Genomic DNA, 25,468 nt, shown 5'->3' on the forward strand with positions numbered 1-25,468 from the left:
AGAAAGGGCGATAGAACTAAACTCTATCGCCCTTTTGTTTATGGATTGGTTGTTACTTTGAGTCGTCTACATATTGATAAGCAACGATAATTTCAGCGCCTTGCGCTGGAATAGCCGTACCTGTAAACACAATGGATTCAGATAGTGGGTAATATTGCCAACCATTGGAAGAGTTGCGGTCCACTTTTGCCCCATCAACGGTTACTAGAATGGACGATGAAAGAACATGTTGAGCTTCAGCTTTAGAAAGCTTGTAACCCGCACTTGAGGCCCCCGCATTTTTCGCCATCACTTCAACAAATGATTTGTACTCAGAAGTAACATTGATGTTTAGGGTCTTACCTAAGGTCGATGTTGCTAGGTCGTCATACTGGCTGCGAGCTGCGTCTGATGGGTCGACAATAGAGTACACTCGATAGCCATTATCAAGGAACAAGTTGTTGTTAGGATCAAACTCTGGAGAGTTGTATCTTTGGTACTGGCTCTCTTCATCACTCATGATAACAACAGACAGTGAAGCGCCAGCTCGTGGGTATCCAGCAAGCTCTACCGTTCCCCCTTTTTGCAGTGCAAGTTCTGAGTAATAGATTCCGCGTTCAGTCGCACTGCCCCTTGTTCCGGGTTTAAAGTCTTTAGCAATTTGTTCCAAATCACTAGTAAAGCCAACCCCGCGAAGGTTGTCTGAATCTGTGGTAATGGTACCAACCATAAAGTCCACACCCGCATTCTGAATGGTGCTTGTAAAGGCTACCGTTAAATCACTGATCGCTTGTTGTTCATCGCTCATGCTGCCTGAGTTGTCGATAACAAACAGGAAGTCCGCTTTAGAGGTGGTTTGGTCAAGCGCAGTAAACTTATCATTCTGCAGTTGCAATGTTGCATCTTTAGATGCTTGGATACTTTCTGAAGTCGTTGAAACAATCAGATCTGAGTAATCCACAACTTTGTCGTTTTGCACCAGTGTGCTGGTAATCACGGCACTGTCTGTGACTTTGTTGTAGCTGGTTGTGATATCAAGTTGATACTCTAATTGAGTGACCTCAGACGCTGCTGGGACTAAAGCGCTAGCGGTTCCGCCAATCTTATTCACGGCTACTTGATTGATCAGAGTATTGAGGATTTCAGTAAGCTTCAATCCTGTGCGCAATGTGATCTTATAGGTTGCGTTGACATCGCCATTTTCTAGCGTTGTCAGGGATGTCTGCACAATATCCGCTCTGCTGAGCTGAGAGGCAAAAGCACCAACCCCATCAACAAGGATCTCTTGAGCCGTTGTTTGTCCACTCAACGCTCCCCTTTCTGCCACAAAACCAGCGAGTTCAGTATTATCTGGCGTTGGAAGTGAGCTTCTTGCTGAAGCGGCTGCGGTAGTAACAGGCTTTGCGTAGATAATCGTGCCTGTTACATCACCAGTAAGCGCGCTGGTTGTATAACCTTCAGGTAAGAAGACTTGTTGGCTATTAAGAACGACAGACTGAGTTGGTGCTGGCGCTTCTGCAACGGTGATAATGATCTCTTTGGTTTGCAGTACGGTTTGGCCTTGATCGTTGGTCGTTTCAATGCTGAGTTTGTACTTCTCTTGACCGACGGTCGTCCCTGCTTGAACGGTAACTTGAGTTGGAGTGGTTGTCGTTAACACATCTCCATTTTCGTTATACCAAGTCACCTTATCATTCGGTTGAAGGTTACTGATGGTTGCTGTTAGCGTAGTTTGTGCGCCTGCCGCAACAATGGCTGGATTCGCTGTGATCGAGTTGATGATGGCGCTTGGTGCGAAATCAGCACCGATACTACACAGTACTTCTGATGACTGAACTTCGCTGCTATCAAGAATACCATTCTTGTTCGCATCAACACCAAGAGTGACCAACTGTCCTCCGGCATCACATCTGGTGTCCGTTTTTGCGATCAAAGCGACCGACACCAAAGCTTGATTGAAGATATCGCTACCTTCTTGCTGAGTATTATTTGTTCCATCGTGACAGATGGTTTTATTGGAGACATGTTCGCTATCTTCAAGCGTGCCATTTTTATCGTCATCATAGCCAGCGATAACCTTGAGACCACCGTTAGCACATTCAGCATCACCAGCAGGTAGAGTTAATGTGGAAATCAAGGCGTCTTTTTGTACCGTACCGCCGTTTGAAGAACTGTCGGAAGGGTCGCTATCGCTGCCACAACCGGAAAGTAAAATAGATGCCACCGAAGTCGCGATTAGAGTCTTTTTAGTAAGCCTAGCATTGACGTTCATTATCATATCCTTGTGATATATGAAAATTAGTTTTGATATATGCAAGGAATGTTTTTATAGGACAGTTCAAACTTTGTAAATGAAACAAGTATGATATGACCTAGAACTTTGAGCCACTTAACTGTATGAATGATAATGATAAAATCATCAGTTTCTATTGATAGATTTGTATGTTTGTTCGACAATCTGATGGGAAAAGCACCACCTTAACAGTGGTGCTTGAGTGGAGTTTAATCTTTACCTTGTAGAATCTCTTCCCAAGGTAAGTCTGCATCACCGAGTACGATGAAGTTTGGGTTCTCTAATGTTTCCCGTTCGTTGTATGACAGCGGCTCAAGGTGAGTGCTTAATATGCGTCCGCCAGCTTCTTCAACGATACACTGAGTTGCGGCTGTATCCCACTCACCGGTTGGACCCAAGCGTAGGTAACAATCTACCGCGCCCTCTGCGACTAGACACGCCTTAAGGGCAGCTGACCCAAGCGGAACTAAATCGTAGTTCCATTTAGAGCTCATACGGTTGGTGATGCGGTTGATATCTTGGCGACGGCTTATTGCCATTGCAATCGGCTGATTTGGTAGCTCATGGCGATGAGTTTTGATTTTCACGCTATCGTTCAAATCTGGAATCTTCCAAGCGCCTTTACTGTGGTAAGCGTAATATGTCACACCAGACACTGGACCGTACACAACCCCCATCACAGGCTTGTTGTGTTCAATCAGTGCAATAATGGTGGCAAAGTCTCCGCTGCGCGCGATGAACTCTTGGGTGCCATCCAGTGGATCAACTAGCCAGTAGCGATCCCACTGAGAGCGTTTCTCTAGGCTGATATCGGCAGCCTCTTCTGACAGGACGGGAATGTCTGGGGTCAATTCACTCAATCTTTTTGAGATCAGTTTGTGTGCTGCAAGGTCGGCACTGGTGACGGGGGTATCGTCACTTTTTGTATACTCTTCGTAATTTTTCTTCTCGTAGATCTCTAGAATCAGCTGTCCCGCTGAGCGAGCGATTCCAATCACGGAGGGCAGTAGATGGGATAAATCTTTTGTCATTGGCATAAAAGGTCTCTTACTCTTCGTCAGATTGTTGTTTTAGTAGTCGAAGAGCCAGTAATAAGGCGGTAATGGAGCGGGCTTCACAGAAGTCGAGATGCGTCAGTAACTCTTCTCCTTGAGCCAGCGGCCAGCGCACAATATCCAGTGGTTCTGGCTCGTCACCTTCTAGCTGTTCTGGGTAAAGATCTTCGGCAATAAACAGAGTCATTTTGCTCGAAAAATAAGAAGGGGCGAGAATCACTTCCTTGAGTGGCGTGAGTTTGCGAGCGCCAAAACCAATCTCTTCTTTTAACTCTCTAACCGCGGCTTCACTTGGAGTTTCACCTTGGTCGATGAGACCTTTGGGGAAGCCTAGCTCATAGCGTTCGGTTCCTGCGGCGTATTCGCGCACCAATAAGATATCGCCTTGTTCAGTAATTGGGACCATCATTACTGCGTTGCGACCGCTTGGTTTCATCCGCTCATAGGTACGAAGCTCACCGTTAGAAAACTTGAGATCGAGAGATTCAATAGAGAACAGTTTTGATTGAGCGACAGTTTGCTTAGCCAAGATTTCTGGCTTGGTCCTTCTTGTCATGCGCTCGCTCCTTAGCTTTTTGGAAAGTCTTTCTAATATAGGGGAAATGGCGGTCACTTCCTAGAGGTGAGTTTTTATATCATGGAATTATTGAATAGGAAGCGATTGCAATCTCAGTTCTCTAGATTAGAGCGCCACTCTGTTGATTTTGTTCGTGAAGTGAAGGCAGCAGGATGGCTGTATTGGTTACTGGGAGCCTAAAAAACAAAAAGGCCGATGTTTTCACATCAGCCTTGGTCCTTGGTCTCTAATCTTAGGTGTGATTAGTAGTAAGAGTGCTCACCGCGATCGTGCTCAGTTGCATCACGAACCGCTGTTAGTTCACCCTCGAACTGTTGTAGAAGTTCTTTCTCGATGCCCTCTTTCAGAGTCACATCAACCATAGAACAACCGTTACAACCACCACCAAACGCGACGATAGCAACGCCTTCATCAGTGATTTCAACTAGGCTTACATGACCGCCGTGGCCTGCTAGTTGCGGGTTTACTTGAGTCTGGATTGCGTACTCAACACGCTCTAGAAGAGGTGCGTCATCAGCCACTTTACGCATTTTTGCGTTTGGAGCTTTTAGAGTTAGCTGTGAACCCATTTTGTCGGTAACGAAGTCGATTTCAGCTTCGTCTAGGAATGGCAGGCTTAGCTCATCTACGTAAGCAGAGAAACCTTCAAATGCTAGTTCAGTATCAGATGCTTCTACCGCATCTGTAGGGCAGTAAGATACACCACACTCTGCATTCTGCGTACCTGGGTTTACCACGAATACGCGGATGTTAGTCCCTTCTGGCTGCTGTGAAAGCAGGTTAGCAAAATGAGTTTGAGCTGTTTCTGTAATAGTAATATTTGACACGACGAATACCTGAGTAAATTTGTAGGCTATTCTGCCATTCTACTCCTGTCGGAACGGTAATTCAGCCCTTTTTTGCTGAATTGATAGACAAGTTTCGTGGGAAATTGACTAAGACGCGGGTTCAGGAGTGCGGCAGATGCAGTAAATATCAATCCTTTTAACGCCCACTTCAAGTAGCAATTGACATAATTGATACACAGTACTGCCTGTGGTGACGACATCATCCATTATTGCAACATGGGCGTCGCCTTTTGCTATCACTTTCATCACATCCTTGTTCCTTAAAGAAAAAGCATTGCGCAGATTATGCTGGCGTTGCGTCTTACTAAGCCCTTGCTGCGTTGGCGTGGCACGTTGACGCTTAAACAGCGCTAGGCTTTGGCTGTTAAGTTGGTGAGCAAGGGCATCGGCTAGCAACGCGCTTTGATTAAATCCGCGGTGTAGGTAACGCCGCCAATGCAGTGGCACGCTGGTAATGATGGGGGCTGGCTGATCAATATGGTTTGCCAGCAGTTTGGTTAAGTCTCGGCACAACCAAAATTGACCACTGTACTTCATCTGGTGGACGTAATGGCTGAGTGGGAAATCGTAATCTCCAACACAATAGAGCCGATGCCAAGGTGGTGGTGTTTTGAGGCAGGCCCCACATACTATGGCGTCAATATCGAGTTTGATACCACAACGTTGGCAGCGGTGTTGGGGGGCGAATTGAGATAGACAGCTATTGCACCACTTAGGATGGGTATCTTTAGGCTGCTTTGGCAATTGACAGAGCTGGCATTGTGGTGTGACCAAGCGTGGTGTGTGTTTTTGGAGCCAATCAGATAACATAGCGAGCATAAGTGCATTGATGATGTAGGTTTGGATAGCCTAGCCAGCAAGGTCATCATTGTTGGATGAGAATAGTAGGGAAAATCACGAGATGAGCGACAAACTGTATTGGCATGTATCTGGGCAGGGGCCAGATTTGGTTTTGGTTCATGGATGGGGAATGAACGGTGCGGTGTGGCAGCAAACCGTAACGGCGCTTGAGACCCAGTTCCGTGTCCATGTGGTTGACCTGCCAGGTTATGGTCACAGCAGTCATTGCCATGCTGATACCCTTGAGAGTATTGCCGAGCAGTTGATGGAAGAGGCGCCAAAGCAGGCGATCTGGGTCGGTTGGTCGTTGGGTGGTTTAGTCGCGACGCATATGGCGCTGCACCATACTGACTATGTCTCTAAGCTTGTCACAGTTGCGAGCTCTCCGAAATTCGCCGCAGCTAAAGAGCCGGTATTGTGGCGTGGTATTCAGCCTAACGTTCTGACCAATTTTACCGAGCAGCTGGTGGAAGATTTTCAAACCACCATCGAGCGCTTCATGGCACTGCAAGCGATGGGTAGCCCGTCGGCAAGACAAGATGTGAAACAGTTAAAACAGGCGGTACTGTCACGTCCGCTGCCTAATCCAGATTCCCTGCTTGCCGGGCTAAAAATGCTTTCCGATGTTGATCTGCGCGAGCGCTTACCTGAGCTAACAGTGCCTATGCTGCGTTTATATGGTCGGTTGGATGGTTTGGTGCCGATTAAGGTAGCGAAAGATCTAGAAAAAGCGTTGCCTAACACTGAGCAATATATCTTTACCCAGTCTTCGCATGCACCGTTTATGACTGAAGCGGACGCTTTTTGCTGTGAACTGATCAGCTTCGCCGAGAAATAATTGCTAAAATTATAGACAGCGTGGTCGATATATAATCTAACCAAGGCACTGAACGATGCTCAGCCCTCTCTCTCACCTGAGCAGAACACAGTACGTTGGGCTATGCCTGTTGTGCTTACTCAGTTCAACGGTGCAATAGCAATAGCGACGGGCGATTCTTGAGGAGAGTTCGCAATGATTGTGTCACCTGCAACGGCAGTAAGTGTGCCACTGATCGCCCCATCCGTTAATGTGCAAACTGAGCAAGTTGCGCGTGAAAATAGAGTTCGAGAGCCTGTTGCTCCAGCCGTCGCATTGGCTAAAACTAATGCAGAGCGCAAGGTAAAATCGGACGATAAACGAAGGCAGCAATCAGCTTGGGATCCCTCTGACCATCCCGGTTATGAGATGGATAACGAGCAGGAAATAGATGCGGTAAACCAAGAAGAGCCTAAAGATCCATTTGATAGGTTGTTCAGCTTATTGGCGCTGAGTAGTTATAGTGCCGATCAAGGAAAGGGTTACACCATGCGTTTTCGATTGCCCAAGCACATTCTTGATGTGGCGATTCGAGAAGGGCAGATGGAACAACGACGTAAGGTCATTAAGTATCACTATGGCCATGCTGTTGCGCCTCATAAGCCATCTGAGGTATTGGTTGTGCTCTAGCGCAGTCAATATCGCCAAGCCTTTTTGAACCTAATAAAAAAACCTGCATGCCAATGGCGATGCAGGTTTTCTGTTTTAGGAGCAAGCTTATATATCTAGAAGGGCGTTCTCATGTCTGGAATAAGCTCTTACAGCTTTAGGTCTACTATGATCCAAACGCTTTTCTAGCTGCTCACTTCCTTATTGTGCAGCGTTACTTCTTCGCTTTTGCAAAGGCAGCAGCAAACGCACCACCCATAGCGCCGTTCTGTTGTGGCTCTTCACGACGACGCTGACCGCCTTGCGATTGACGACCTTGAGAACGAGGTGCAGATGAGCGTTGAGCGCGGTTGTCTTGTCCCGGCTCGTCTTTCATGCGCATGCTTAGCGCAATACGCTTACGCTGCACATCCACTTCCATCACTTTCACTTTGACGATATCGCCCGCTTTCACCACTTCACGTGGATCAGAAACAAAGCGATCAGTCAGTGCTGAAATATGTACCAGGCCGTCTTGGTGAACACCGATATCTACGAAAGCACCAAAGTTGGCTACGTTAGAGACCACGCCCTCCAGAATCATGCCCGGCTCTAAATCAGACACAGAGTTAACGCCTTCCGCAAAGGTCGCCGTTTTGAACTCAGGGCGCGGGTCACGACCCGGTTTATCTAGCTCTTTAATGATGTCTGTTACGGTTGGAACACCGAAGTTATCGTCGGTGTAATCGACGGCGTGCAGGCCTTTTAGGAAGCCAGAGTCGCCGATTAGGGTCTTGATGTCTTTGCTGTTCTTCTCAGAGATCGCTTTTACCACGGGGTAAGCTTCAGGGTGAACTGCTGAGGCATCGAGTGGGTTTTTACTACCCATGATACGCAGGAAGCCGGCACACTGTTCAAAGGCTTTTGGCCCTAAACGCGCGACTTTCTTCAACGTGGTACGCGCTTCAAAGCGGCCGTTCTCATCACGGTAATCAACAATGTTTTGTGCGATGGTGCTAGATAGGCCAGCAACACGAGTCAGAAGCGCGGCAGAGGCGGTGTTTACGTCAACACCGACGGCGTTTACACAGTCTTCGACGATCGCGTCTAGGCGTTTCGCGAGCATGGTTTGGCTCACATCATGTTGGTATTGGCCGACACCGATTGATTTCGGGTCAATCTTAACCAGCTCTGCCAGTGGGTCTTGTAGACGACGAGCGATTGATACTGCACCACGCAACGATACGTCCATATTCGGGAACTCTTTCGCTGCAAGCTCAGATGCCGAGTAAACCGATGCGCCAGCTTCGCTCACAATGATCTTCTGTACTTTTAGGTTGCCGCGCTTAATCACGTCAGCCACAAAGCTGTCGGTTTCGCGTGAAGCTGTACCGTTACCAATTGCAATCAGATCAACATTGAATTGACGCACCATCTGCTCAACGATGTGCGCAGATTTGTCGTACTGCTTTTGTGGTGGATGAGGGTAGATGGTTTCAGTTGCCAGTACCTTACCCGTTGCATCAACTACAGCGATTTTTGAACCTGTACGTAGACCCGGATCGAGACCTAGTGTAGCGCGAGGGCCTGCCGGAGCGGCCATCAATAGGTCTTTCAGGTTAGTCGCGAATACTTCAATCGCTTCGATCTCTGCGCGCTCTTTCATTGCGCCCATCAACTCGGTTTCCATGTGCATAGATACTTTAATGCGCCATGCCCAGCTGATCACCTGTTTACGCCATGTATCGGCAGGTGCACTGCTCAGAGTAATACCGTAGTGATCAGAGATGATGTTTTCACAGTAAGAACCACGTACACCCTCTTCTTGCTCTGGGTCAGCGTTCATGGTTAGTGTTAGGAAGCCCTCATTACGACCACGCAGCATGGCTAGTGCTCGGTGTGAAGGGACTTTGCTCAGCGTTTCGTCATGCTCGAAGTAGTCTTTGAACTTCTCACCTTCTTGCTCTTTACCCGCGACAACACGTGCGCTCAAAGCCGCGTTACGGGTTAGGTGCTGACGTATTTTCTCAAGCAGGTTTGCATCTTCTGCGATGCGTTCCATGATAATGGCGCGAGCACCATCGAGTGCGGCTTTGGTGTCTTCAATGCCTTTTTCACTATTCAGGTACTGAGAGGCTTCACTTTCTGGATCGTGTTGTGGTTCGTTCCAAAGTGTCTCTGCTAGCGGCTCTAAGCCTGCTTCAATTGCAATTTGGCCTTTGGTGCGACGCTTAGGCTTATAGGGTAGGTATAAATCTTCTAGACGAGTTTTGCTATCGGCTTGAGTGATCTCTTTCTCAAGCTCAGCGGTCAGTTTGCCTTGGTCTTGAATCGATTTGAGGATCGTTTGGCGGCGATCGTCGAGTTCACGCAGATAAGAAAGTCGGCTGTCTAGATTACGTAATTGGGTATCATCAAGGCCGCCCGTTACCTCTTTACGGTAACGTGCAATAAAGGGAACCGTGTTACCGTCGTCGATTAGGGTAACTGCTGCGGTCACTTGATCGGGGCGAACGCTCAGCTCTTGAGCGATCTGTCTACAGATAGCTTGGCTCATCCGTTGAATCTCTTTTTGATTATCGTGCCCACATATATGGGGGTGAACCTTAGCTTTTTCTAGCTTTACTAAGTCAATTTCCTGTTTGTTCGGTGATTTCCCGATCTGATATACCCTTTGTGCGAGATCTCTTACAAGTGATGTGCGACTAAATCACTTTATGCATGTTGTTTTTACTATGACTTTATATAAGTTGTTGATATTTAATGAATTAAATGGAGGTGTGATCGATGTCATATCATTTTTTTGTTGGCAGATATCTGGGATGCCATCGGATTTCGCGTAATATTTAACTTGTCGACAGGGAGTTGGCAGGAACAGGAAAAAGCCTAACGGATTAGGTATCTTCAGGAAGAAGATTTGATTGCTTAGGATGAGTGATCAGCAAGGATGTAAAACACTGATTGAGTTTGATGTGGCTAGGATGGTTACTGATGCTGATGAAAGTGAATGTCTCTGGATGAGATTAGCTCGTCAGGATGATAGGCAAGCATGGACACCGCTAGGATGGCGATGACAAAAGGAAATCGGTTAAAGGATTTAGCCAATATCAAGGAAAGATGCAGGGAGCACCTTATCTCAATGAGATAAATAGTGGCAGGAAGGCTACGAAAGAACTTAACCCCGTAGGGCGCGAGCCTCACGGGGTTTCCTTTTATCTAGAGCTTTGAAAAGTCTCTATGGCGTGTAGCGAATCGCATTCACAAACCACTCTTTGTCACCCTCTGGGGTGCGTACCGTGAATTCATCATCCACTTCTTTCTTGAGTAGTGCTCGTGCCATCGGTGAGTCGATCGAGACGTAATCTTTGACGCCACCATAGATCTCATCTGGCCCAACGATACGAAATGACTTGGTATCGCCATCGTCATTCTCTATCTCAACCCAAGCACCAAAAAAGACCTTACCTTCTTGCTGCGGCGAGTAGTCCACCACCTTGACTTGGTCGAGGCGCTTTCTTAAATAACGCACACGGCGATCTATCTCACGCAGGCGCTTCTTGTTGTATTGATAGTCTGCGTTTTCACTGCGATCTCCTAGGCTTGCTGCCCAGGTTACCTTTTTGGTCACTTCTGGACGCTCTTCTCGCCATAGGAAATTCAGCTCTTTAGTGAGTCTGTCATAGCCCTCACGAGTAATTAAGTTTGTTTTCATAATTCTGACTTAGTGAAATCATGTCCTAAGATAGAATATATAGAAAGGCAACATACGTTAACAATTCTTTAGGCGACATTTTCCCCAAGAATGTTACATTTTCAATGTCTAAAAAGAATACTTAATCTTCAAGTTTGAGTTTTAATAGGTGGAACCATTACATGCAAGAAAACTACAAAATTTTAGTGGTCGATGACGATGCGCGCCTTCGTGCATTGCTGGAGCGCTACTTGTCTGAGCAAGGCTTTCAAGTGCGTAGCGTGGCAAACAGTGAGCAGATGGACCGCCTGTTAACCCGTGAAAACTTCCACTTGATGGTATTGGACCTGATGTTGCCAGGTGAAGATGGCCTCTCAATTTGCCGTCGTCTACGTAACGCCAACAACATGCTGCCGATCTTGATGCTGACTGCGAAAGGCGACGAAGTGGATCGCATTGTTGGTCTAGAGGTGGGTGCCGATGATTATCTACCTAAACCATTTAACCCGCGTGAGCTGCTTGCCCGTATTAAAGCAGTACTGCGTCGCCAAGTGATTGAAGCACCGGGCGCGCCAAGTACAGAAGAGTCTGTGGTTGAATTTGGTGAATTCCGTCTAAACCTAGGTACACGTGAGATGTTCCGTGGTGAAGAGCCAATGCCTCTCACTTCAGGTGAGTTCGCGGTATTGAAGTCACTGGTCACCAATGCGCGTGAGCCAATGTCTCGCGATAAGCTGATGAATATGGCTCGTGGTCGTGAGTACTCAGCGATGGAGCGTTCTATCGACGTTCAGATCTCGCGCCTGCGCCGCCTTGTTGAAGAAGATCCAAGTAAGCCACGCTACATCCAAACGGTGTGGGGCTTAGGTTACGTGTTTGTTCCTGATGGAAAAGCAGTGTAACTCTATCAGTCACCATCGTGATTGAAATGTGATTGTTATCGGGTCATCTCATAATTATGTGATGGCCCGTTTTCTATTCAGAACAGTGGTTTAGAGTTATAGTTTCTATGATGTCTCTGTTTCTCTACCTTTCACTCTAGGTTTTCTATGCGTATACGTAGCTCCTTTACTCAATCTATCGTTCTCTTCTTAACCTTATTGGTTGCCAGCCAAATATTTTCTTACTACGCGGTGTTTAACTACGCCTTGATGCCGAGTTTGCAGCAGTTCAATAAGATCTTGGCACATGAGCTGAATTTGGTTTTAGACGAAGGTGATCTTGATATCGAGATGGATGCACCGCTGCGTCAGCGTGTACTCGAGCAGCTTGGGGTGACGGTCCACGCCAAAGACAGCGACGCTGCGGGTGAGTTCTACCATGCGGTTGCGATTGACTTGATGAGTCAAGAGATGACTAAGGAGCTGGGTTCGGAAACCGAGGTGAGGTTGATTCTAGGTGCTGAGAGCTATGTGTTGTGGATGGATATCGCGCAGTTACCTAACTCATTGATTCGAATACCACTATCAGAACTGCAAGAAGAAGACTTTGCACCACTATTTCGCAATAGCTTGATAATGGCGATGTTGATTATTGCCGGCGGTTGGTTGTTTATCCGTTTACAGAACCGCCCTTTGATTGCATTAGAGAAAGCCGCCCAAGGGGTAGGACGTGGTGATATTCCACCGCCTTTGCCGGTGCAAGGTGCGCAAGAGATTCGCTCGGTAACTCGAGCCTTTAACCAGATGTCGAAAGGCATTCAAGAGCTTGAGGAAGATAGAGCGCTATTGATGGCGGGCATCAGTCACGATCTACGAACGCCATTGACCCGTATTCGTTTGGCGACGGAGATGATGTCCCCAGAAGACAGCTATTTAGCGGAAGGGATTATCAGTGACACCGAGGAGTGTAATGAGATAATCAGCCAGTTTATGGATTACCTAAAGCCGGTGGATCGTAATTCGTTCCAAGCGGTGCACTTAGAAGATATAGCCGGAGAAGTAGCAAGCTCGGAAGGCGGCTATGAGGTAGAAATTGAAACAGATTTCTCTTCTAACATGAAGCCTGCCTTGGGCAACCCAATCGCGATTAAGCGCGCGATCAGCAATTTAGTGGTGAACTCTCTGCGCTATGGTAATGGCTGGGTGAAAGTCACCACGGGTATGACCGCGGATAACAAGCTTGCTTGGGTCACGGTAGAAGATAATGGCCCCGGTATTCCTCACGATCAGGTCAGCAAATTGTTTGAACCCTTCACTCGAGGCGATACCGCGCGTGGTAGTGAAGGTACAGGTTTAGGTTTGGCGATTGTGAAGCGAATTGTTAGTCAGCACCACGGCGCTGTTGCGGTGAATAATCGTAGCCAAGGGGGGCTGAAAGCGCAGATTAGCTTCCCAGTTAAGTCATAGGCCTTTGTGAGGAACGAGCGAATAGGGAATCTCTCTCTTGGTTCTGTTCGAAAGGATTCATATGTAAAAAGGCTTCCGTGAGGAAGCCTTTTAAATTGAAACAATTACCAGCAGTCACTACGCCTTAGAATACACATCACGTTCACCCAGCCAGCGGTTGATGATCGCATTAGCATTGTCTGGGTAGCTATCATGAATGTGGCGCGCGATACGCTGTACTTCTGGAATTAAGCGTTGGTCTCGAACCAAGTCGGCAATCTTAAAGTCAGCCAAGCCAGTCTGTTTAGTGCCAAGCAGTTCACCCGGGCCGCGAATTTCCAAGTCTCGCTGAGCAATCACAAAGCCATCATTACTTTCTCGCAGTACACCTAAGCGCTTCTGAGCGGTTTTCGACAGTGGTGAGTGGTACAGCAGTACACAGTGACTTGCGACCGACCCACGACCCACACGGCCACGTAACTGGTGTAACTGAGCTAGGCCGAGACGCTCGGGGTTCTCTATGATCATTAAGCTCGAGTTGGGTACATCTACACCCACTTCAATCACGGTTGTTGCAACCAATAGATGCAGCTTGTTCTCTTTGAACTCCTGCATCACGGCTTGTTTCTCGGCTGGCTTCATTCGGCCATGTACCAAGCCAATTTTCACGTCGGGCAGTTTGCGCTGTAGCTCTTCTGCAGTGTCGGCTGCGGCCTGCGCTTCCAACACTTCAGACTCATCAATCAGCGTACACACCCAGTAGGCTTGTTTGCCCTCGTTAAGACACGCATTACGTACTCGCTCAACAATGTCGTCACGTTTGGTATCGGGAATGGCGACGGTTTGAATCGGTGTTCGACCTGGCGGTAATTCATCAATGATCGAGGTTTCGAGATCGGCATAAGCGGTCATCGCTAAGGTACGTGGAATCGGTGTTGCCGTCATTACCAGTTGATGTGGATAATGGCCTTGCTTAGCGCCTTTTTCACGCAGTTCTAATCGCTGGTGGACACCAAATCGGTGTTGCTCATCAATGATGACTAAGCCAAGGTTTTTGAATTGGACATGCTCTTGAAACAGAGCGTGTGTACCCACCACCATTTGCGCTTCGCCACTGGCAATGCGTTCAAGCTCTTTCTCTTTGGCTTTGCCTTTAAGTTTACCGGCGAGCCAACCCACTTGAATGCCCATGCTTTCAAACCAGTTGGCAAAGTTGATCGAGTGCTGCTCAGCCAGAAGTTCAGTGGGTGCCATCAGTGCAACTTGTTGGCCGTGTTCTAATGCGCGAACCGCGGCAAGGGCAGCGACTAGGGTTTTACCTGAACCTACATCACCTTGTACTAAGCGCATCATAGGGTGAGGTCTCTCTAGATCGCCCTCAATCTCTTGCACCACTCGTGCTTGTGCATTGGTTGGCGAAAATGGAAGCTGTGCCAGTAGCTTGTTTTTAAGCGTATGTACAGGTGGTAGTGGGATGGCGTTGTCTTGTTGACCTTTACTGCGAACCGAGAGCATGGATAGGTTTTGAGCCAGCAACTCTTCCATAATCAAGCGCAGTTGAGCAGGGTGCTTGCCTTCATCAAACAGCTCAAGATCGATTCCCGGTGGTGGCCTGTGAATGGTATGCAGCGCCTGAGCCAGTGTAATTTGGTGATCGTATAAGCCAGACGGTAGCAGCTCATTCACCGCAGCCTTGTCGATAAGTGCTAACGCTTGGTCGGTGAGGTTACGCAGCGTGACTTGTCTTAGGCCATCTGTGGTTGGGTAAACCGGAGTTAAGGTTGCTTCTACATCAGGTTGCTGTCTTGGAGCGAAGAACTTGTAGTCTGGGTGGACGATCTCTAAACCCATACCGCCACGTTTGATCTCGCCGTAGGCATGAACCTGTTTACCTTCAGCAAAATTGTTCTTCATCCCAGCGGTGAAGTTGAAAAAGCGCAAGGTGATGGTGCCATTACCGTCGCTGATTTTTACCGCCAGCATTTTGCGCTTGCCGAAAATGGTATCAACACTCATTACTTTGCCTTGTACCGCAGCCCAGATTCCCGCGTGCAGTTTGGCAATCGGGTAGATACGTGTGCGGTCTTCGTAGCGAAGTGGTAGATGAAACAGCAGATCTTGTACGTTGTTCAATCCAACCTTTGCCAGTTTTTCGGCGACTTTAGCCCCAACTCCAGATAGAGAGTTAAGAGGAATAGCAGATAAAAGCTGTGACATAACAAGGCTCACGACGGTAATAGATACCATCTATTCAAGCATTTTACTGGATTTTTGTACAGGATGGATTATGGATGAAAGGCAGATACGGAATGAGGGTAAGCGAGATTCGAAAAAACTAAAAGCAGATGTGGAAATAAGATGGTGAGTCACGACGTTTTTTGCTCTTCGTATCTCGCCATCTCGAATCCCTCATCTGCTTTTGGATCAGTTCTTGCGACGTCTTACCTTCAACGCGTGTGGCATAACACGCAATTTCTTCATAATACTTGCAAGATGCACACGATCTTTGGTGGTCAGCAAGATAGTCACTGTGTACAAGCGTCCATCACGTTCTTCAGTCGAGATACCATGAATGTTTGAGCCTGTTTTCGAGATAACATTGGTTAGCTCGGCCAGTGCGCCTTGGTGGTTCTGAAGATCGACTTGAAGCTCAGCGGTGAACTCTTGGTCGTAATCGTTCGACCACTCTACTGCCATGTATTTGTCTGGCTCTTTTTGGTAACCACGAACATTCGGACACGTTTCGCGGTGAACCACAAGGCCACGACCAGGAGATACATGGGCAATGATGTGATCATCTGGGATCGGGTGACAACAGTTTGCAAATGTCAGCAATAGACCTTCAGCGCCACGGATAGGCAGCTTCTTCTTCGGTGCATCGCTGTCGTTGTTCACTTCTGTCAGTTCGTCTGCGTCACCCAGTAGACGACGGGCAATCACGATACTCATCAGCTCACCCAGACCAATCGAAGCCAATAGATCTTCAATCGACTCTAAGCGCAGATCAGACAGAACGTGGTCGACATTCTCTTGGGCAATATCGCCAATCGAATGTTCACCCAGTGCGTGGTTAAGTAGGCGACGACCTAAGGTTACCGACTCTTCACGACGCATGGTCTTAAGAACCTGACGAATCTTAGTTCGAGCACGAGAAGTCACCACATAGTTAAGCCATGCTGCATTTGGACGTGCGCCCGGTGCGCTGATGATTTCGATCGTCTGACCGTTCTTCAAGGCTTTGCTTAGCGGGTAAGGGTTCATGTCGACACGAGCGCCAACACACATGTTGCCAACGTCAGTATGTACAGCGTAGGCAAAGTCCACCGCTGTTGCGCCTGCTGGCAGCTCAACGATACGACCTTTCGGTGTGAAGACAAAGATCTCGTCTGGGAACAGGTCAGACTTAACGTTCTCGATGAATTCGAACGAGTTACCGGCGCTTTGCTGCAGCTCAAGTAGGCTCTGCATCCAACGCTGAGCTTTCACTTGCGCGGTCGTGCCATTGCTACGAGTGCCATTGCCTTTGTAAGACCAGTGCGCCGCAACACCTTTATCTGCCATTTGGTCCATGTCTTCAGTACGAATTTGTACTTCAACCGGAACGCCGTGAGGGCCAATCATAGAGGTGTGTAGAGACTGATAACCGTTGGCTTTGGGTACGGCAATGTAATCTTTCATGCGACCAGGGCGAGGCTTGTATAGGCTGTGTGCCTGACCAAGGACACGATAGCAAGTGTCTGGCGTGTCCACTACGACGCGGAATGCGTAAATATCCATAATGGTGTGGAAGCGCTGCTCTTTGGTTTTCATCTTGTTATAGATGGAGAACAGGTTCTTTTCACGACCCAGTACGCGAGCAGGCAACCCGACTTCTTCAAGACGGCCTTCAATTTCGCTATGGATACGTTGAATCATCTCCTTACGGTTACCACGCGCAGCTTTCACTACATTTTTTAGTACGCGATAACGGTTAGGGTAGAGGGCTTCGAAGCCCAACTCTTCGAGTTCGGTCTTGATGTTATGAATACCAAGACGGTGAGCAAGTGGAGAGTAGATTTCTAGGGTTTCACGAGCAATACGACGCTTTTTGTCAGGACGAAGAGCCCCAAGGGTACGCATGTTGTGAGTACGGTCAGCTAATTTGATCAAGATAACGCGGATGTCTTGCACCATGGCGAGAACCATTTTACGGAAGTTCTCTGCTTGCGCTTCTTTGCGATCACGAAATTTAAGCTTATCCAGCTTAGATACACCATCAACCAATTCAGCAACGGTATTGCCAAATTTTTCCTCTAGATCTTCTTTAGTGACGTCACAGTCTTCAATCACATCGTGAAGTAGAGCAGCTTGCAGAGTTTCGATATCCAGACGCATTTCGGCCAAGATTCTTGAAACAGCTACAGGGTGGATAATGTATGGTTCACCGCTTGAGCGGGTTTGCCCTTCATGGGCGTCTCTCGCTACCACATAAGATTGACGCAGAGCCTCAATTTGAGGCTCTGTTAGGTATTCTTGGGCAACGTCTTTGAGGCTATCGAATAGATACAAATTAAAGGCCCGGAAGGTTAATTAGTTCAAATGCCGCTATTAACGAGAGTGAGCGATACTGCTTACTGCTGCAAGCTCAGCTGCTTCTTGCTCTTGTTGCTCTTGACGCTCACGAGCATCTAGTACGTCTTTAGTGATAAGACCTTCTTCGATTTCACGAAGTGCGATAACCGTTGGCTTATCGTTTTCTTCAGGCACTAGTGAATCTTTACCGCCAGTTTGCATTTGACGAGCGCGGCGAGCCGCAATAAGAACTAGGTCGAAACGGTTGCCAACTTTTTCAACAGCGTCTTGAACAGTTACGCGTGCCATGAGGACTCCAAATAGTTAACTAATAAATTTTGAATGACGAGAAAGTATACAAGTTTAACTAGAGACTTTCTAGATCACCGTATACTTATCTCAATGGAAAATCTAGCCTTGCTAGTTTAATCCGCCAGTAGAGCAGTAAGCATGCCGCTGTATTTTGCTGCTTGCTTATCTTCTTTTAAGCGCTCCGCACGGATGATGGCTCTGAAGTCCATAAGGGCTGCATCAAAGTCATCATTCACGATCACATAGTCATACTCATTATAATGAGAGATTTCTGACTTCGCTTCGCTCATGCGTTTCGCAATAACTTCTGCGCTATCTTGACCACGAACGTTCAGGCGACGCTCCAACTCACCGTTTGATGGTGGCAGAATGAAGACACTCTTCGCTTGAGGCATCTGTTCACGGATCTGACGAGCACCTTGCCAGTCGATATCTAGGAACACATCGATACCGCGCTCTAGGTTCTCTTCAATCCATACGCGAGAAGTACCGTAGTAGTTACCAAACACTTCTGCATACTCTAAGAACTCACCTTTAGCGATAAGATCTTCGAAGTGGTGCTTTTCAACGAAGTGGTAGTGAACACCATTCTCTTCACCAGGGCGCATACCGCGAGTGGTGTGTGAAACAGATACCTTCATTGCGTAGGTTGGATTGGTTTCTAGCATTGCTGAGATCAAGCTCGATTTACCTGCGCCACTAGGTGCAGATACGATGTAAAGAGTACCTTTGCCCATCTGTATGTTTCCACTGTTGGTTGGATTGAGTGAAAGTGTTGCCCTTCACTGTAAAAGATAGCACTAACCGAACTCTTGCTCACCTTTGCTGTGTACAGCGTACACATAATGTGGTGAAAATTAGGTCAGAAAAATGGAGGCGAAGAGTAGCATATTTCAATGATTCAGAACAACTGGCTTGATCGTTATTTATTGGCAAATGATCCTCTCAAGGATCGCTGTCGAAATGTAATCACTGACCAGCGACACTTTTTTATGTGATCTGGGCAAAATTTGTTGAAGTTTTAATCTCAATCCTTACAATCCGCGCAAACGATTAAATGCTGTATATATCTAGTGATACGGACTAGATGTTTCTACTACCGAGCCTATCTTGGTAACTACAGTTTTTAGTGTAGAGACCGCTCTATTCTCACAGCATTTGAATCTCCAAATTCTTAATTTATTGCAAAGGTTTTGTTGTGAGTACCGATTCCACCCTTAAGGCCCAAAACGCCTCATCTGGTTCGCTGGATTCCCTGTTTAAGATTTCTGAAAGAAAAACCACCATCAGCACTGAGCTATACGCAGGTTTTATTACTTTCTTGGCGATGAGCTACATCCTAGCGGTGAACCCTGCCATTCTTGGCGGCATTCCAGGTATGGATAAAGGCGCGGTATTTACAGCGACCGCGTTGGCGGCGGCTATCTCAACCCTAATCATGGGTATTTGGGGTAACTACCCGGTAATGCTAGCACCGGGTATGAGCATGAACGGCTTCTTTAAAGGCCTTCTACTAAGCGGCTCGGTGGCGGTACTGTGGAATGAAGCGCTATTTGGTATTTTCCTATCGGGCATTTTGTATCTTGCGTTCTCTCTGACCAATATTCGTAAGTCGATGATTGAGTCGATTCCAGAAGATCTGAAATTGGCGATCACGGTGTCGCTTGGCCTGTTTATCGCGTTCTTAGGTCTTAAAAATGCGGGCATCATCGTTTCCAACCCATTTGTATTGGTTGGTTTAGGTGATATCTCAGACCCACAAGTGATCATCGCCTATGTGAGTATCTTTATTGCGCTTGGCTGTATGGTTCGTGATATCAAGCTAGCGACGTTTATTTCGTTTGTATCGGCAATTGCGCTGACGATTATCGCGGATTTGTTGATGGGTACGTCGAATGCGCCAATCCCAGAGCAGCTAGTCGCGATGCCACCGAGCATGGCGGGCAGCTTCGGTGCGATCTTTGATTTTTCAGCCTTTACCACAGAGAAGATGTTTGATCTGTTGTTCATCGTTCTTATCTTCTTGATTGTCGATTTCTTTGATGGCTTGAGCACCATTGTTGGTGTGGGGCGTGATGCGGGCATCATCGATAAAGACGGTAAAGTGCCAAACGCGAAATCGGCACTGGTTGCTGATGCTGGTGGTACTGTGATTGGCTCAGTTCTGGGCACCACTTCGATTACGGCGTTCTCTGAGTCGGGCATCGCATCTTCTCAAGGTGCGAAAACCGGTTTAGCAGCAGTGATGGTTGCAGGTCTGTTCCTGATTTCACTATTCCTATACCCAATCTTCTCTATCTTCTCAGCCGCTATGGTTGCGCCAGCGATGGTCGTCGTCGGCATCTACATGGTCGGTCGTCTTGGTCAGATTAACTGGGAGAAGAAAGAGTCACGTATTGCGGCGTTCTTCACCATCATGTTTACCGTGCTGAGCTTCTCTCCTGCAAACGGTATGGCGATGGGCTTTATCAGCTACGCATTCACTATGGTGGTCGCGGGTAAAGGCAAAGAGGTGCACCCACTGATTTATGGACTGTCTGTTGTGTTCCTTGTGTACCTACTGCTTCTGTAGTCGATATTGATATTTTAATAGTGGCTCTGCATTGTGCGGGGCCATTTTTTTTGCGTGTTGGATAACGATGTACATCGCTGTCGTGCTCTACGCCTAAAGTTGGTTACAACAGATAGCGCGACCTAGACAGAGGCATGCTATTGTACTGACAGGTTTAATTAGAAATTAGAGTGTTTATGCCTTCTCATTTACCAAAAGGTTTTAGTCAACCTTTCTTGAAGATATTCCATATCCTTGAAGCTGTACTGTTGGTGGCCATTACGTTGGCGACCTTGTTTGCAATGGTCGAAGAGTTCATGCATGTGTTTGCTGAAAAACGCGTTCTCTTGACTGACATCCTGCTGATGTTCATCTATCTCGAAGTGCTGGCGATGGTGCAGCAATTTGTGGTCAACGGTAAGATCCCGGTTCGATATCCTATCTATATCGCAATGATGGCCATTGCTCGATATATCACGCTAGGTATGAAAGAGTTGGATGCGGTGTTGGTGGTGTGGCTGGCGGTGGCGGCATTCATTCTTGCTGCAGCGACACTGCTGATTAGAGCTGGGCACCATTATTGGCCATATGTCGACCGACGTACGCAAGAGCCTGATGAGTAATAGCGAAAGAAAATAGACACATACTGAAAAGGGCGACATTGAGTCGCCCTTTTTATAAATCAACGAACGGTTTCTAATTCAACGAAATGTTGATTCTTAGAACTTGTAGGTTGCACCAGCGTAGAAGCTACCAAGCTGAACAGTCACATCATTGTAGTACTGAGTACCCATATCTACATTGAACGTGTCCACTTCGTAAGCAACGCGGAAGTTTAAATTCTCAAGACTTGCCGGAGTATATTCAACACCTGCACCTAGGCGCAGTGCTGTCTCATCATCGCTACCATAGCCATTAGTATCAAATGAAAGGTGAGTCAGACCAACAGTACCAAATGGGCGCCAGCCGTTATCAAACGTGTAGCCAAGGTTTGCTGCAATCGAAACGCCTGTAGGTTCGATAGCACCAGAAAAGCCTGGTGCAGTTACGTCACTGTATTTTGTGTATTGCGCTTCAACACCCACGATGCGGTTAAACTGGTAACCACCAATCAGTTTAAAAGTAGAGTCGTTAGTCTCTAACGTAGAAAATGCAGCATCATCATCATAAGTTGTAGTACCGAAGCCACCACCTAAATAAAAACCAGACACGTCTTTTTCTACGGCTTGCTCTTGAGCACCTGCAAAGGCAGAAAATGCTGCTAAAAGGATCACTGCTTTTTTCATTTTATTAATCTCTTTTTGGAAATAAAAAACGGTGTGCATTATGTGTTCAGTATCAATATAAAACTAAAGCGGGATTACATTTAAACTTCATGAATTGCAGGGTTTTTATAAATTTCCTCTTTATGTATTTTTATATTTTTGGGGTAAGTTATTGATATGGTTGATGGTGTATTTTTCTTGGTTGTCCTCTTTCGATTTTTGGTGGTTTTCAAACCACCTCTTACGTCGCAGAGGCAGTAGTGATATGATCAAAAGCTCCGCAGTATATTTTTGAGTGATATTTGCTCAACTTCTAGTCACAGTGAGCCTATGCATAGAGTCTGTTTTTCCAACTTGATACTTGATCCCGCGACCCGGACACTGTCGAGTGTGGAGGGTGATAGCATTCAATTACGGCCGTTGCCTTATGATGTATTGAGCTTGTTGTTAGAGAATCGGGGTGCCCACGTTACCCGCGAGTGTCTGTTTGAAACTTGTTGGGAGGGCGCTCTTGTCACCGACCAAGCGATCACTAATGTTATTTCTGGTTTAAGAAAAAGCTTCGCTCAGTTAGGTGCGACTGACGTCACCATTAGAACTGTGAGTAAGATTGGCTATGTGCTTGAAATTCAATGCGCTGAAGAGCCTGTAAAAGAGAAGGTCGAACAGCGTACGACTCGAGTAATCCAAGAGGGTGATGTTATCCCGGCAGCGTCAAGTAAAGGCGATGAACCCATCAAAGTTAGCGCTCCTATCACACACAAAGAGAACCTGTATCTGTGGCATGGCGTGATAACAGTGCTTCTGTTTGTTTGCCTGGTATTTGTCTTGCTAGCGAAACCTTTTATAAGAAAACCAGACTTTCTTCAGCCAAGTGAGTATCAACACTTCCAGGTTGGCGCAACTGACTTTTATCTTCACGACAGCGCGTATTTGGTTAGCGACGGTCAACTCCTCGCGTATGAGTTAGCGACACTGTCTTTTCCTACTTGTCATGCGGATGTGTACTTGCGAGTGGCAGAGTCGGCGTATGAGGATGGTGTGTATCTGATTAAAGCGTTCGCGTTTGCAAAAAATGGCAACAAGAACGCCAGTTATGTGAATCACTCAGTGACGGTCGAGCAGATACCAGAGACAGTCGTTAAAGCAATCAAGAAGGCGAGAGTAATATGCGGTTAAAAACAGTTATCGCTTTCAACATCGTGCTCTTTGTCAGTGTTGTCGCGATAGGGCTGTATCAATGGAAATTTGAGCAGCAACAGTTGGCGGGTACGCGCTGGGCATGTGTACAGCTCGATGAAGGGTTTGTCACGCAAGGCTATAGCGGTTATCAAGAGATCGCTGATCGCTCTATTTTAGAGTTCACTTCAGATAATACGTTGCTGATTTTTCAAAAGGGACACTTCACAACAGAAACATCGGGCCCCCATCCCTATGAAGTCTATTTTGAGGCAGACTATACCGCTGAAAATGGCCGATTGTCGGTTGCCTATCATCATATCGATTGGGATTTGAAGCCCGCAGACAGTGGTAGCCTTGTGCGCGACATGGATGCCCTAGTGAGAGCTAAAATTGAATTAATGTACAAAGTGCAAGGTGAGCATCTGTTTCTATTCAGCAAAGGGCATGCCGAAGAGAGAAACTACGCCTGCTATAAAAAATAGCCCCTGAGAGCAGGAGCTATTTTCGAATCATGTTAGGTGGAAACCTAATAGATTATTCAATATTTTGGATCTGTTCACGCATCTGCTCGATAAGAACTTTAAGTTCTACACCAGATGCGGTGATGTCAGTACTGATAGATTTAGATGCCAGTGTGTTGGATTCACGGTTGAACTCTTGCATCATGAAGTCTAGACGACGGCCACATGCGCCACCTTTCTTCAGGATGTTAGTGGCTTCTTTTACGTGAGAATCTAGACGATCTAGCTCTTCAGCGACGTCAGATTTTTGAGCCAGCAGGATCAGTTCCTGTTCAACACGTGCACCTTCAAGCTCAATCTTCGCTTCTTCAAATTTATTAAGAAGACGCTCACGTTGCCACTCTAGGATCTCAGGCATGCGCGCACGAACTTTAACAACTTCTTCTGTGATTGCAGTTAGACGCTGTTCGATCAGAGCTTTCATGTTCTCACCTTCACGACCACGAGCATCAATGAAATCTTTTACAGTGTCATCAAACGCGGCTAGCAGGTCTTTGTTGATCGCGTCCATGTCTTGCTCTGGTGTTTCCATCACGCCTGGCCAGTTCATTACTTGGAACGGGTTTAGACGGCTCTCTTCGCCAGTCATCCCCATTACTTGATTTGCCGCATTGATTACTTGCTGCGCTAGGCCTTCGTTGATGCTCAGCTCGCCTTTTGCCGCAGGGTTTGCTTCAAAGCGCAGATTACATTCAACCTTACCGCGTGCTAGACGTTTACGAAAACGCTCACGAAGGATTGGCTCTAGGCCACGGAACTGCTCTGGCATGCGGAAGTAAGTTTCAAGGTAGCGCTGGTTTACACTGCGGATTTCCCACACAGCTGTACCCCAATCGCCTTTTACTTCTTTACGTGCATATGCCGTCATACTATAAATCATCGAATTTTCCTGTCTTTTATCATTCTGAAAATAACGCGCACGCATAGTATCACGATACGGGGTGCTATGTGCGTCCATTGCGTTGTTGGTTTAGAAGCTGCTCTGGAAGCGCTGAGCTTCAGGATAAATAGCTTTGCACCGCAAACTGCTATATAATCTCGTCCCAATCCAATTTGTCTCACCCCTTTCTTAGGTGACAGACACTTTCAATAGTTAAACACCTAAAGATAAGACTAATAAGGTAGATACTTATGCGTCCAAATGACCGCGCCGTAGATCAAGTTCGTCCAATTCAAATTACTCGTAACTATACAGCTTATGCTGAAGGCTCTGTGCTGGTTGAGTTTGGTAACACCAAGGTTCTATGTAACGCGACGGTAGAAGAGAACGTACCGCGTTGGTTGAAAGGTCAAGGAAAGGGTTGGGTAACAGCCGAATACGGCATGCTGCCACGTGCAACACACACTCGTAACCGTCGTGAAGCCGCGAGCGGTAAGCAAGGCGGTCGTACAATGGAAATCCAACGTTTGATTGCTCGTAGCCTACGTGCGGTGGTTGATCTAAAAGCGATGGGTGAAATCATGATCACTGTCGATTGTGATGTTATCCAAGCAGATGGCGGTACACGTACTGCGTCTATCTCTGGTGCGAGCGTAGCAATGGCTGACGCGATTAATCACCTGTTAGAGAGCGGTAAGCTTAAAACGAACCCAATGAAAGGCCACGTTGCGGCAGTTTCAGTGGGTATCGTTGGTGAACAAGCTCTGTGTGACCTTGAGTACGTTGAAGACTCAGCAGCCGATACCGATATGAACGTTGTAATGACGGAAGACGGTAAGATGATTGAGATTCAAGGCACAGCAGAAGGCGAACCGTTTAGCCACGAAGAGCTGATGCAGCTTTTAGCCCTAGCGAATAAGGGCATTGCCGATATTGTTGAAGCGCAGAAGTCGGCGTTGGCAGAATAATCAATTTTAATAGCTCCTTTTTAAGGGGCTATTTTTTTATTTTCGTCATATATAACTCTACACCCGCGTTAGCTGCAATTTTTCACCCTAATCACATAGGTCCCCTATGCTCATAGGGCTGAAAAACCTTGCTGCCTTGTTGTAGAGCTATCTATTTAGAAAATACATCATTGTTAGCTTCCTA

General features: G+C 47.0%; 22 protein-coding genes and 1 riboswitch. Of the genes, 9 read left to right on the forward strand and 13 right to left on the reverse strand.

All coding sequences use genetic code 11. The annotated features are described in order from the left end of the window. Positions 1-52 precede the first annotated feature (52 nt). From AC6I7V_RS00590 to AC6I7V_RS00610, 5 genes are all read right to left on the reverse strand, one after another. On the reverse strand, positions 53-2,251 hold the full coding sequence (locus AC6I7V_RS00590) for a DUF7151 family protein (RefSeq protein ID WP_498011109.1): 2,199 nt from the start codon (positions 2,249-2,251) through the stop codon (positions 53-55). 230 nt (positions 2,252-2,481) lie between these two features. Next, positions 2,482-3,309 (reverse strand): 3'(2'),5'-bisphosphate nucleotidase CysQ, encoded by an 828-nt coding sequence (gene cysQ, locus AC6I7V_RS00595; protein ID WP_255231695.1) that lies wholly within the window; start codon positions 3,307-3,309, stop codon positions 2,482-2,484. Positions 3,310-3,319: 10 nt separating this feature from the next. Continuing rightward, positions 3,320-3,883: an ADP compounds hydrolase NudE gene (gene nudE / locus AC6I7V_RS00600; protein WP_255231694.1), complete on the reverse strand. Its 564-nt coding sequence runs from the start codon at positions 3,881-3,883 to the stop codon at positions 3,320-3,322. A gap of 263 nt (positions 3,884-4,146) precedes the next feature. Beyond that, a complete protein-coding gene (gene nfuA, locus AC6I7V_RS00605) occupies positions 4,147-4,731 on the reverse strand; it encodes a Fe-S biogenesis protein NfuA (RefSeq protein WP_032551117.1) in 585 nt (194 codons plus the stop codon). Between the two features lie 108 nt (positions 4,732-4,839). After that, the gene (locus AC6I7V_RS00610; protein WP_498011622.1) at positions 4,840-5,562 is read right to left on the reverse strand and encodes a ComF family protein; all 723 of its coding nucleotides are present in this window, start codon (positions 5,560-5,562) and stop codon (positions 4,840-4,842) included. A gap of 91 nt (positions 5,563-5,653) precedes the next feature. On the opposite strand from AC6I7V_RS00610, the gene bioH reads away from it, so the two are divergent. After that, complete coding sequence (gene bioH, locus AC6I7V_RS00615) at positions 5,654-6,430, forward strand: pimeloyl-ACP methyl ester esterase BioH (RefSeq protein WP_498011110.1); 777 nt, start codon at positions 5,654-5,656, stop codon at positions 6,428-6,430. Between the two features lie 174 nt (positions 6,431-6,604). Continuing rightward, positions 6,605-7,078 carry an ATP-dependent Lon protease gene (locus AC6I7V_RS00620; RefSeq protein WP_255231691.1) on the forward strand — a complete coding sequence of 158 codons (474 nt, stop codon included), beginning with the start codon at positions 6,605-6,607 and terminating at the stop codon, positions 7,076-7,078. 193 nt (positions 7,079-7,271) lie between these two features. On the opposite strand, the gene AC6I7V_RS00625 is transcribed toward AC6I7V_RS00620, so the two are convergent. Further along, complete coding sequence (locus AC6I7V_RS00625) at positions 7,272-9,593, reverse strand: Tex family protein (protein ID WP_498011111.1); 2,322 nt, start codon at positions 9,591-9,593, stop codon at positions 7,272-7,274. 678 nt (positions 9,594-10,271) lie between these two features. Next, positions 10,272-10,748: a transcription elongation factor GreB gene (gene greB, locus AC6I7V_RS00630; RefSeq protein ID WP_255231689.1), complete on the reverse strand. Its 477-nt coding sequence runs from the start codon at positions 10,746-10,748 to the stop codon at positions 10,272-10,274. Positions 10,749-10,909: 161 nt separating this feature from the next. On the opposite strand from greB, the gene ompR reads away from it, so the two are divergent. Both ompR and envZ read left to right on the forward strand, forming a co-directional pair. Next, entirely contained in the window at positions 10,910-11,629 is a 720-nt protein-coding gene (ompR, locus tag AC6I7V_RS00635; protein WP_032551125.1) for an osmolarity response regulator transcription factor OmpR, read from the forward strand. 147 nt (positions 11,630-11,776) lie between these two features. After that, entirely contained in the window at positions 11,777-13,075 is a 1,299-nt protein-coding gene (gene envZ, locus AC6I7V_RS00640) for a two-component system sensor histidine kinase EnvZ (protein WP_498011112.1), read from the forward strand. Positions 13,076-13,192: 117 nt separating this feature from the next. Here the strand turns inward: envZ and recG are convergent, their stop codons facing one another. The 4 genes from recG to gmk form a co-directional block, all read right to left on the reverse strand. Next, positions 13,193-15,271 carry an ATP-dependent DNA helicase RecG gene (gene recG / locus AC6I7V_RS00645; protein WP_498011113.1) on the reverse strand — a complete coding sequence of 693 codons (2,079 nt, stop codon included), beginning with the start codon at positions 15,269-15,271 and terminating at the stop codon, positions 13,193-13,195. A gap of 207 nt (positions 15,272-15,478) precedes the next feature. After that, on the reverse strand, positions 15,479-17,602 hold the full coding sequence (spoT, locus tag AC6I7V_RS00650; RefSeq protein ID WP_255231686.1) for a bifunctional GTP diphosphokinase/guanosine-3',5'-bis pyrophosphate 3'-pyrophosphohydrolase: 2,124 nt from the start codon (positions 17,600-17,602) through the stop codon (positions 15,479-15,481). Between the two features lie 39 nt (positions 17,603-17,641). Then, complete coding sequence (gene rpoZ, locus AC6I7V_RS00655) at positions 17,642-17,914, reverse strand: DNA-directed RNA polymerase subunit omega (RefSeq protein WP_004741437.1); 273 nt, start codon at positions 17,912-17,914, stop codon at positions 17,642-17,644. Positions 17,915-18,030: 116 nt separating this feature from the next. Next, entirely contained in the window at positions 18,031-18,654 is a 624-nt protein-coding gene (gene gmk, locus AC6I7V_RS00660; RefSeq protein ID WP_261882369.1) for a guanylate kinase, read from the reverse strand. Positions 18,655-18,957: 303 nt separating this feature from the next. After that, a riboswitch (purine riboswitch) is annotated at positions 18,958-19,057 on the forward strand. A gap of 58 nt (positions 19,058-19,115) precedes the next feature. Here gmk and AC6I7V_RS00665 point away from each other — a divergent pair. Then, positions 19,116-20,489, forward strand: a complete 1,374-nt coding sequence (locus AC6I7V_RS00665) for an NCS2 family permease (RefSeq protein WP_255231684.1) — start codon at positions 19,116-19,118, stop codon at positions 20,487-20,489. 176 nt (positions 20,490-20,665) lie between these two features. Further along, complete coding sequence (locus AC6I7V_RS00670; RefSeq protein WP_255231683.1) at positions 20,666-21,091, forward strand: phosphate-starvation-inducible protein PsiE; 426 nt, start codon at positions 20,666-20,668, stop codon at positions 21,089-21,091. Positions 21,092-21,187: 96 nt separating this feature from the next. On the opposite strand, the gene AC6I7V_RS00675 is transcribed toward AC6I7V_RS00670, so the two are convergent. Beyond that, positions 21,188-21,754 carry a porin family protein gene (locus AC6I7V_RS00675; RefSeq protein WP_498011114.1) on the reverse strand — a complete coding sequence of 189 codons (567 nt, stop codon included), beginning with the start codon at positions 21,752-21,754 and terminating at the stop codon, positions 21,188-21,190. 423 nt (positions 21,755-22,177) lie between these two features. Here AC6I7V_RS00675 and AC6I7V_RS00680 point away from each other — a divergent pair, with 423 nt between their 5' ends. Next, complete coding sequence (locus AC6I7V_RS00680) at positions 22,178-22,912, forward strand: winged helix-turn-helix domain-containing protein (protein WP_498011115.1); 735 nt, start codon at positions 22,178-22,180, stop codon at positions 22,910-22,912. Beyond that, entirely contained in the window at positions 22,903-23,397 is a 495-nt protein-coding gene (locus AC6I7V_RS00685; RefSeq protein WP_498011116.1) for a hypothetical protein, read from the forward strand. Before AC6I7V_RS00680 ends, AC6I7V_RS00685 begins: the two co-directional genes overlap by 10 nt. A 52-nt stretch (positions 23,398-23,449) precedes the next feature. Here AC6I7V_RS00685 and AC6I7V_RS00690 read toward each other — a convergent pair whose 3' ends face one another. Then, a complete protein-coding gene (locus AC6I7V_RS00690; RefSeq protein ID WP_498011117.1) occupies positions 23,450-24,316 on the reverse strand; it encodes a YicC/YloC family endoribonuclease in 867 nt (288 codons plus the stop codon). A 251-nt stretch (positions 24,317-24,567) separates the two neighbouring features. Here AC6I7V_RS00690 and rph point away from each other — a divergent pair, with 251 nt between their 5' ends. Beyond that, entirely contained in the window at positions 24,568-25,284 is a 717-nt protein-coding gene (gene rph, locus AC6I7V_RS00695; protein WP_498011118.1) for a ribonuclease PH, read from the forward strand. Positions 25,285-25,468 lie beyond the last annotated feature (184 nt).

The sequence above is a fragment of the Vibrio sp. KUL70 genome (assembly GCF_059725515.1).